General features: G+C 38.6%; 5 protein-coding genes and 1 pseudogene. 4 read left to right on the top strand and 2 right to left on the bottom strand.

Going from position 1 to position 7,303, the window contains the following annotated elements; translation table 11 throughout:
• A partial coding sequence (locus FVQ77_02025; protein MBW8049119.1) for a hypothetical protein occupies positions 1–678 on the bottom strand: 678 nt, incomplete at its 3' end.
• Positions 679–1,037: 359 nt separating this feature from the next.
• Between FVQ77_02025 and FVQ77_02020 the strand changes: the two genes are divergently transcribed.
• Together FVQ77_02020 and hemL are read left to right on the top strand one after the other, a co-directional pair.
• Positions 1,038–2,861 (top strand): hypothetical protein, encoded by a 1,824-nt coding sequence (locus FVQ77_02020; GenBank protein MBW8049118.1) that lies wholly within the window; start codon positions 1,038–1,040, stop codon positions 2,859–2,861.
• A 163-nt stretch (positions 2,862–3,024) separates the two neighbouring features.
• A complete protein-coding gene (gene hemL, locus FVQ77_02015) occupies positions 3,025–4,368 on the top strand; it encodes a glutamate-1-semialdehyde-2,1-aminomutase (protein MBW8049117.1) in 1,344 nt (447 codons plus the stop codon).
• 114 nt (positions 4,369–4,482) lie between these two features.
• Here the strand turns inward: hemL and FVQ77_02010 are convergent, their stop codons facing one another.
• The gene (locus FVQ77_02010; GenBank protein ID MBW8049116.1) at positions 4,483–5,142 is read right to left on the bottom strand and encodes a transposase; all 660 of its coding nucleotides are present in this window, start codon (positions 5,140–5,142) and stop codon (positions 4,483–4,485) included.
• Between the two features lie 243 nt (positions 5,143–5,385).
• Here FVQ77_02010 and FVQ77_02005 point away from each other — a divergent pair.
• Positions 5,386–5,526: pseudogene (locus tag FVQ77_02005) on the top strand (radical SAM protein).
• A 137-nt stretch (positions 5,527–5,663) separates the two neighbouring features.
• The gene (locus FVQ77_02000; GenBank protein MBW8049115.1) at positions 5,664–7,193 is read left to right on the top strand and encodes a mannosyltransferase; all 1,530 of its coding nucleotides are present in this window, start codon (positions 5,664–5,666) and stop codon (positions 7,191–7,193) included.
• Positions 7,194–7,303: the final 110 nt, after the last annotated feature.

The following is a 7,303-nucleotide window of genomic DNA, read 5'->3' as shown; positions in this document are numbered from 1 at the left end:
TATCACAAAATTTGAATTACTAATAAATAATGTATCCCCTGATATTGAAAAATTTTGTAATTCATTGGTCGGGTCGGCATCGGCATCATTTACATTATCAGTTAGAACAACAGCATTGCCATTGCTTATAGATAAAGTGTCGTTTGATATTGATAAAGCCTGCAATTCATTGGTGCTGTCGGCATCGGCATCGTTAATATTGCCGGTTTTTTCTGCATACAAAGCATACGGCACTGAGATGAGCTGCATCGTGCCCATGAGCTGGTAGCTGGTACCGCCTGTTTCGTCCATCTCTATTTTTGCAAAATAGCTGTCGATGCCCCAGTCAATGACTGAAAAAGTGCCGGACACCACTGTGCCGCTGCCTATCACAAGGTCAAATACCCCGTGGGCGTCTGAGGTGGTGTTGTGTGTTTCTTTGTAAACTACCGTACCTGCAGGGGTTGTTTGAAGAATACTGATCTGTAGTCCGAGATTTTGAGCAGTTAAAAGATTCCCGGCAGAGTCTCGTGCCACGCCCTGGTAATTGAAGCCCTGGGGAGCCTGGGAAAAACAGTTGGCAGTATGCAGTAGGCAGTAGGCAATAATAGATACTGCAACTATTGCAGATTTTGCCCTGTTAAATAAAAGAGATTTCACAGGGTAAACCATTTTTTGAGTTTTTTTAATAGTTTTCATAATTGTAATAATTTAGTTGCACAGATTACACAGATTGCACACCTGCCCGCCACCTGTAAGGCTTTAGTATAGCAGGCGGGGATTTTTTTAAAATAAACTTTGTGTCTTCGTGTCTTTGTGGCAAGGTTTTTTTTAGGGCACAAAGTTAAATCATTTTTATTAAAAGAAAAAAATATCGCCACTAAAACACGAAAGCAGTTTGCAGTAGGCAGTAGGCAGTAGGCAGTAGGCAAATAGGTAGGCAATATTGCCCACTGCCTACTGCCTACTGCCAATTTCTTTAGTGGGTTTTAGAGATTTTGTGGTATAAATTTCATATTTTTCAAAGTCTTCTTGTACTTTTGCCGGTTCTATCAATTATGAAAAAGATTATTTATCATATTGCTCACTGCAAACTGCCTGGCGGAGTGCAACGGAGATCCCGACTTGTAGAGACGTTGCATGCAACGTCTCTACAAGTCGGGATTGCATTTTTTTTCTTCATTGCCTACTGTCAACTGCCTACTGTCAACTGTTTCTCTCAAAGTCTCAGAGAATTACAGGATGAATACCTCATCGGTAAGCAGTTGCTAAAAACAGAGAAGTATAAACCTGCAATGGCAGTATTTGATTTCCTGACAAGGGATGTTAAGGATAATCCTTTTGTTCCGTACGCTCATTATTTTTATGCGCTTTCTGCATTTAAATTAGAAAAATATGATACGGCCAGTCAAAAGCTTACAATGTTAATAAAAAAATATCCTCGCTGGAATAAGATCGGGGAAGTACATTATCTTTTAGCAAATGTATTTTTAGAGACGAAACAATACGAAAAAGCAATTAGATTTATTAATAAATGTGATTTTAAATCAGATTTGCTTGAAGATATCAATTCAATGAAATGGTTTTATTTGGATCAGGTTGAAAGTAGAGACGCCCAATTTGGGCGTCTCTACTTTCTTAAATCCCTACAGGCAAAATACATGGACGACCGGATACTCGCACGTGTTCTTGCCAATAAATTATCCTGGTCTATTGTACATAGAGAGGATAAAATATTATTAGAGTACCTCATCCAGGAATATGATTTCGACAGGCAAGACTTTAATTTATGGGAATCTGGCAAAGGCGCTCATAAAGAATCCTACAATGTGGCTGTGATGTTCCCTTTTAAGTTATCGAATCTTGATCATGATAACCCGCATCCGAATAATCAATTCGTATATGACCTGTTTGATGGCGTCTTGTTTGCTGTTAATACATTAGCCAAAAGTGGGATAAATATTAATGTTTTTGCTTATGATACAGAGAAGGACATAAATAAATTAGTGGAAATTTTAAATCTGGATGAAATAAAAGTGATGGATTTGATCATTGGCCCGCTGTATAGATCAACAAGCCAGGCTGCTATGAATTTTGCGCAACAATACCAGATAAACATTATTAATCCCTTGTCAAATAATCCAATACTTATAGAAAATAATCCTTATGCTTTTCTATTTGAACCATCATCGGAAACTCAAGCGAGGGTTGCTGCAGATTATGCTTCTGATAATTTTATGTCTGATACTGCAGTGATCATATATGGAAGCACAAATAATGATTCCATTATGGCATACACTTATAAAGAACTATTAGAACAAGACTCTGTAGTAATTAACGTCTTCGAAAAAGTAAATAACAAAAGTGCAATGAAGATCAGAGAAATAATCGGAAACATTAACCACAACAATGGAGGACACATTTTTGTAGCATCTGCAGACCAGATAATTGCTGCATCTGTCATGAGCGCTCTTGAAATAAGTAATACGCAAATTACCTTATTCACCCTGTCAGACTGGCTTGATCATGAAGTAATATCCTACGACCAGCTAAAGCTCAGAAATACCCATTTCATTTATCCTGATTATGTGGGACTTCATGATGATAAAACAAAGACTTTTACCTATAAATATTTGAACAAGAACAATAGATACCCCTCAAAATATGCCTTTAAGGGCTATGAGCTGATGTTAAACTTTGGCAAACTTTTGTACGATTACGGCAATTACTTCCAGGATTCTTTATACACTGCCGGCTATACAAAAGGCGCTCTGTTACCGGGTTTTGATTATTCATGGGTAAATGATAACCAATACGTACCCATATTAAAGTTTGATGATGAATTTCGGTTGGAGCTTCTCAATCCAGCCTCTGAAGAATGATTTGAAACCACTAATTACACGAATTACACTAATTAAGAATTTCACTAATATGGGTGAATCGGGGAGAGGGTGAATTATAATTGTGCTCAAGTGTTCATGTGTTCGTATGTTCAGGAGAATTCAGTTAACACATGAACACTTGAAAACTTAAACACTTGAAAACTTGAACTCGAATACCAGTAAATCGCTATTTGATAAAGCAAAAAAAACTATTCCTGGCGGAGTAAATTCTCCGGTCAGGGCATTCAAAGCTGTAGGAGGTATTCCTGTTTTTATCAAATCAGCAAAAGGAGCATACCTTATTGATGAGGATAATAACCGCTACATTGACCTTATCAACTCCTGGGGGCCGATGATACTTGGCCATGCTCACGAATTGATTGAAGAAGCTGTGAACAAAGCAGTTTCAGGATCATTATCCTTTGGCACACCTACAAAAAAAGAATCAGAAATTGCAGAGCTCATTTGTTCCATGGTTCCCTCCATTGAAAAATTGCGGATGGTTAATTCGGGAACAGAAGCCACGATGTCAGCAATACGTTTGGCAAGGGGTTTTTCCGGAAAAGAAAAGATCATAAAATTTGAGGGTTGCTATCACGGCCATGGAGACTCTTTTTTAATTGCGGCAGGTAGTGGGGCGATTAGTAGTAGCAGCAGTAAAAGTATTCCTGATAGTGCTGGTATAACCCGGGGAACAGCCAATGATACACTCATAGCTCCTTACAACGACCTTAAAGCAGTGGAAGAACTTATTTCAGCCAACCAGGACAAAGTTGCTGCAATTATTGTTGAGCCTGTTGCCGGTAATATGGGGTGCGTTTTGCCAACCCTCCCGCCTACTGACAATGACTATGATAAGTCTGGCTTTTTACAGGGTTTGCGTGCCATTTGTAATAAAAACAGTATTTTGTTAATATTTGATGAGGTGATGACAGGTTTCAGATTGTCAAAAGGTGGTGCACAGGAATTGTTTGGTATAAAACCGGATCTTACTACCCTGGGCAAGATCATTGGTGGCGGCATGCCTGTTGGCGCTTTTGGTGGAAAAAAAGAGATCATGGATCACATTGCACCTGAAGGCCCGGTTTACCAGGCAGGTACTTTGTCAGGAAATCCCGTAGCAATGGCTGCCGGACTAACTATGCTGAATACCCTGAATTCAAATCCTGATATTTATACAAAGCTGCAGGCTACAACAGACAAGTTAGTCAATGGTATTAAAGAAAATTTGCAAAAACTGCTACCCGATGCCAATTTCCAAATCAATCATATCGGCTCCATGTTCAGTTTATTCTTCACAAACAAAGAAGTTACAGACTTCCAGTCAGCAAAAACATCAGACCTGGAATTATTTGGCAGGTATTTTCACGAAATGTTAAAAAGAGGCGTCTATTTAGCGCCTTCGCAATTTGAAAGTTTGTTTGTATCTGCCGCCATTGAAGATGAGCATGTGGAGAAAATTCTGGAGGCGAATTATGAGGCTTTGAAATTGGTCATTGGTCATTAAATCAACGAATAATCCCGAAGTAGAGACGCCCAATTTGGCATGTAGAGACGCCCAATTTGGGCGTCTCTACTCGGGATACGAATGATACGAATTTTATTTCATGGTTTCATGGTTTTATGTCTTCGGGTTTTTATCGTCTGTATCCCAATTTTTGGGATTATTGCGTATGTATTTAAGAATTTCGGCTAACCGTTCATCATTGCGGATGATCTCGTCATAGAAACGGGGTTGCCAACCATACCAATCCTTTCCTTGTTCATTGAATTGTATGGTGCAAATCCGTTTGAATTGATTGATAATAACACCTAATGCACCCGGTTCCCAATTTGGGATTTTTGTTTTCAGGTGTATGTATGATTGGAATGGTTCGTGCGATGGGAATGTAGAGACGCCCAATTTGGGCGTCTCTACATTCCGGTCATTCCCAACATTCCGGTCATTTCCATCATTCCGGTCAAAATCACCATTCCCGTACATATCATTCCCGACATTTTTCAAATGCAACCGTTTCATCACCACAATCCCGTGAATATGATTCGGCATCACAACAAATTCGTCCAACCATGTATCATGGAAATGTTCGGGTATTTCACGCCAATATTTATTGGCAATTTCACCCATTTCATTTAAAATCATTTTTCCATTCACAATATCCCCGAAATAACACAACCGGTTACGGGTGCAAATGGTCACATAATATTTGCCGCCTCTTGCATAATCCCACCCTGGCATACGATTGGATTGTATCCGGTATTTGTTTCTGAATTTTTCCATTAAAATATGTTGTGGTGTTGGTTTGGTATGTTAATTGGGTTTGGCACGTATTGTTTGGCACGTAGAGACGCCCAAATTGGGCGTCTCTACGTGCCGGTCATTCCGGTCATGCCGGTTGTTCCAAACATTCCAATCATTCCAAACATACCGCACATTTTCAACATTTCCGTTTTATATTTTTTAAAAATACTTAACTTTGAACATAAAACCAGAATAATAAATTTTTTTTCATACTTTTGAGCTATGAATCCATACCATGGATGTGAGCATGGATGTATTTATTGTTATGCACGAAACTCTCACCAGTATTGGGGCTTTAGTGCCGGCCTTGATTTTGAACGAAAGATCATCATCAAAGAAAATGCACCGGAACTATTAGAGCAATTTCTTAAAAAATACAAGGGGATTCCACAACCTATCATGTTTTCGGGAAACAGCGATATAAATATCGCGCTACAAGTAAAACGATTTTTTTTGTAGCACGAAATTTATTTCGTGGAACAATATAACAATCACCGATAATGAAATTAATCAGGCAATACTGGCAACAAAACCCTTTACTATTAATTGTATCTGCGGCACTATTTTTCAGGCTGCTGGCTGTTGTATTTTCTCAGGGCTATGGAATGCATGATGATCATTTCCTGGTCATTGAAGCGTCACAGTCATGGGTTGACGGGGAGGATTATAATAACTGGCTGCCATGGAACCAGCAAGACCCGAAACCGGAAGGGCATAGCTTTTTTTATGTCGGCCTGCACTATTTGTTCTTTTCGCTGCTGGAATACACAGGAATATTTGACCCGGGAATTAAAATGTATATCATAAGGTTTTTACACGCATTGTTTTCATTGATTGTAGTTATTACCGGGTTTCGTATAACTGAAAAACTATACAATCGGGATACCGCCAAACAAGTAGGCTTGTTTTTGGCGTTACTCTGGTTTATGCCTTTTTTAAGTGTTCGTAACCTGGTTGAGATCGTGTGTATCCCGTTCCTGATGTTGGGTATATGGATAATAATTACTTCTGAGAAATGGAAAAATATGATTTTGCAATATTTTTTAGCAGGCCTCATAATGGGCTTAGCCTTTTCAGTGAGGTTTCAAACCTTAATATTTATCGGTGGAGTAGGGTTAGCAATGTTGATACAACAAAAATGGAAAGGCGCTGTTTTCTTCGGGTTAGGCGCTTTATTATCAATCGTAATTATTCAAGGTGTTACAGATTATGTAATATGGGGCTATCCTTTTGCTGAGCTTGCCGAGTATATCACCTACAACTTTACGCACAAATACAGCTATATCATCGGACCTTGGTATCTTTATATTTTGTTGATCTGTGGAATATTGATTCCGCCCTTGAGTATTTTCTTATTTTTTGGTTTTTTGCGTACATGGAAAAAACATCTGCTATTATTCCTGCCTGCATTTTTGTTTCTTGTTTTTCATTCCTATTTTCCTAATAAACAGGAAAGGTTTATTTTTCCTGTAATTCCCTTTATTGTGATCCTTGGATTTATTGGCTGGAATGAATTTGTGAAGGGAGCAAAATTCTGGCAGGCAAGGAAAAAAATATTAACCTGGTGTATGACATTTTTCTGGGTAATCAACCTGTTAGTACTACCCTTTATTTCAACAGCATATTCCAAAAGATCGAGAGTAGAATCTATGGTTTATCTATCCCGATACGGCAACATCAGGCACATACTGCTGGAAGACACCAACCATAACAGTATAAAAATGCTGCCTAAGTTTTATCTTCGGAAGTGGGAAGTCGGTTTTTATGAATTAACCAAAAGTAATCCCCTCCCCAATTGGCAGGAGTATTTTAGAAATGTTAACAAAACCGAATATCCCAAATTCGCACTATTCTTTGAAGAGACAAACCTTAAACAACGTATTGAAGCGGTTCAATCTATTTTCCCTGTTCTACAATACAAAACAACCATAGAGCCCGGCTTTATAGACAAGGTTATATATTGGCTTAACCCGGTAAATAAAAGTCAGACGATCTATATTTACAAGATTGGAAGTAGTACGGACGGGTAATCCGTTTAGGAATGGGGGATGATCTATTGTCATACGATTGTAATTCGGTTGTAATTACCATTGAATTACCATTGAATTACCATCCCGAATACCCGGTAGACTGCCACTGC

Source organism: Cytophagales bacterium, from assembly GCA_019456305.1.
Lineage (GTDB): Bacteria > Bacteroidota > Bacteroidia > Cytophagales > VRUD01 > VRUD01.
This window is presented reverse-complemented; position numbering and strand designations above follow the sequence as displayed.

Bases quoted from the DNA above. Each gene is read 5' to 3' on its own strand.
- FVQ77_02000 (MBW8049115.1), top strand. From the start codon at position 5,664: ATGAAATTAATCAGGCAATACTGGCAACAAAACCCTTTACTATTAATT.
- FVQ77_02020 (MBW8049118.1), top strand. From the start codon at position 1,038: ATGAAAAAGATTATTTATCATATTGCTCACTGCAAACTGCCTGGCGGA.
- FVQ77_02010 (MBW8049116.1), bottom strand. From the start codon at position 5,142: ATGGAAAAATTCAGAAACAAATACCGGATACAATCCAATCGTATGCCA.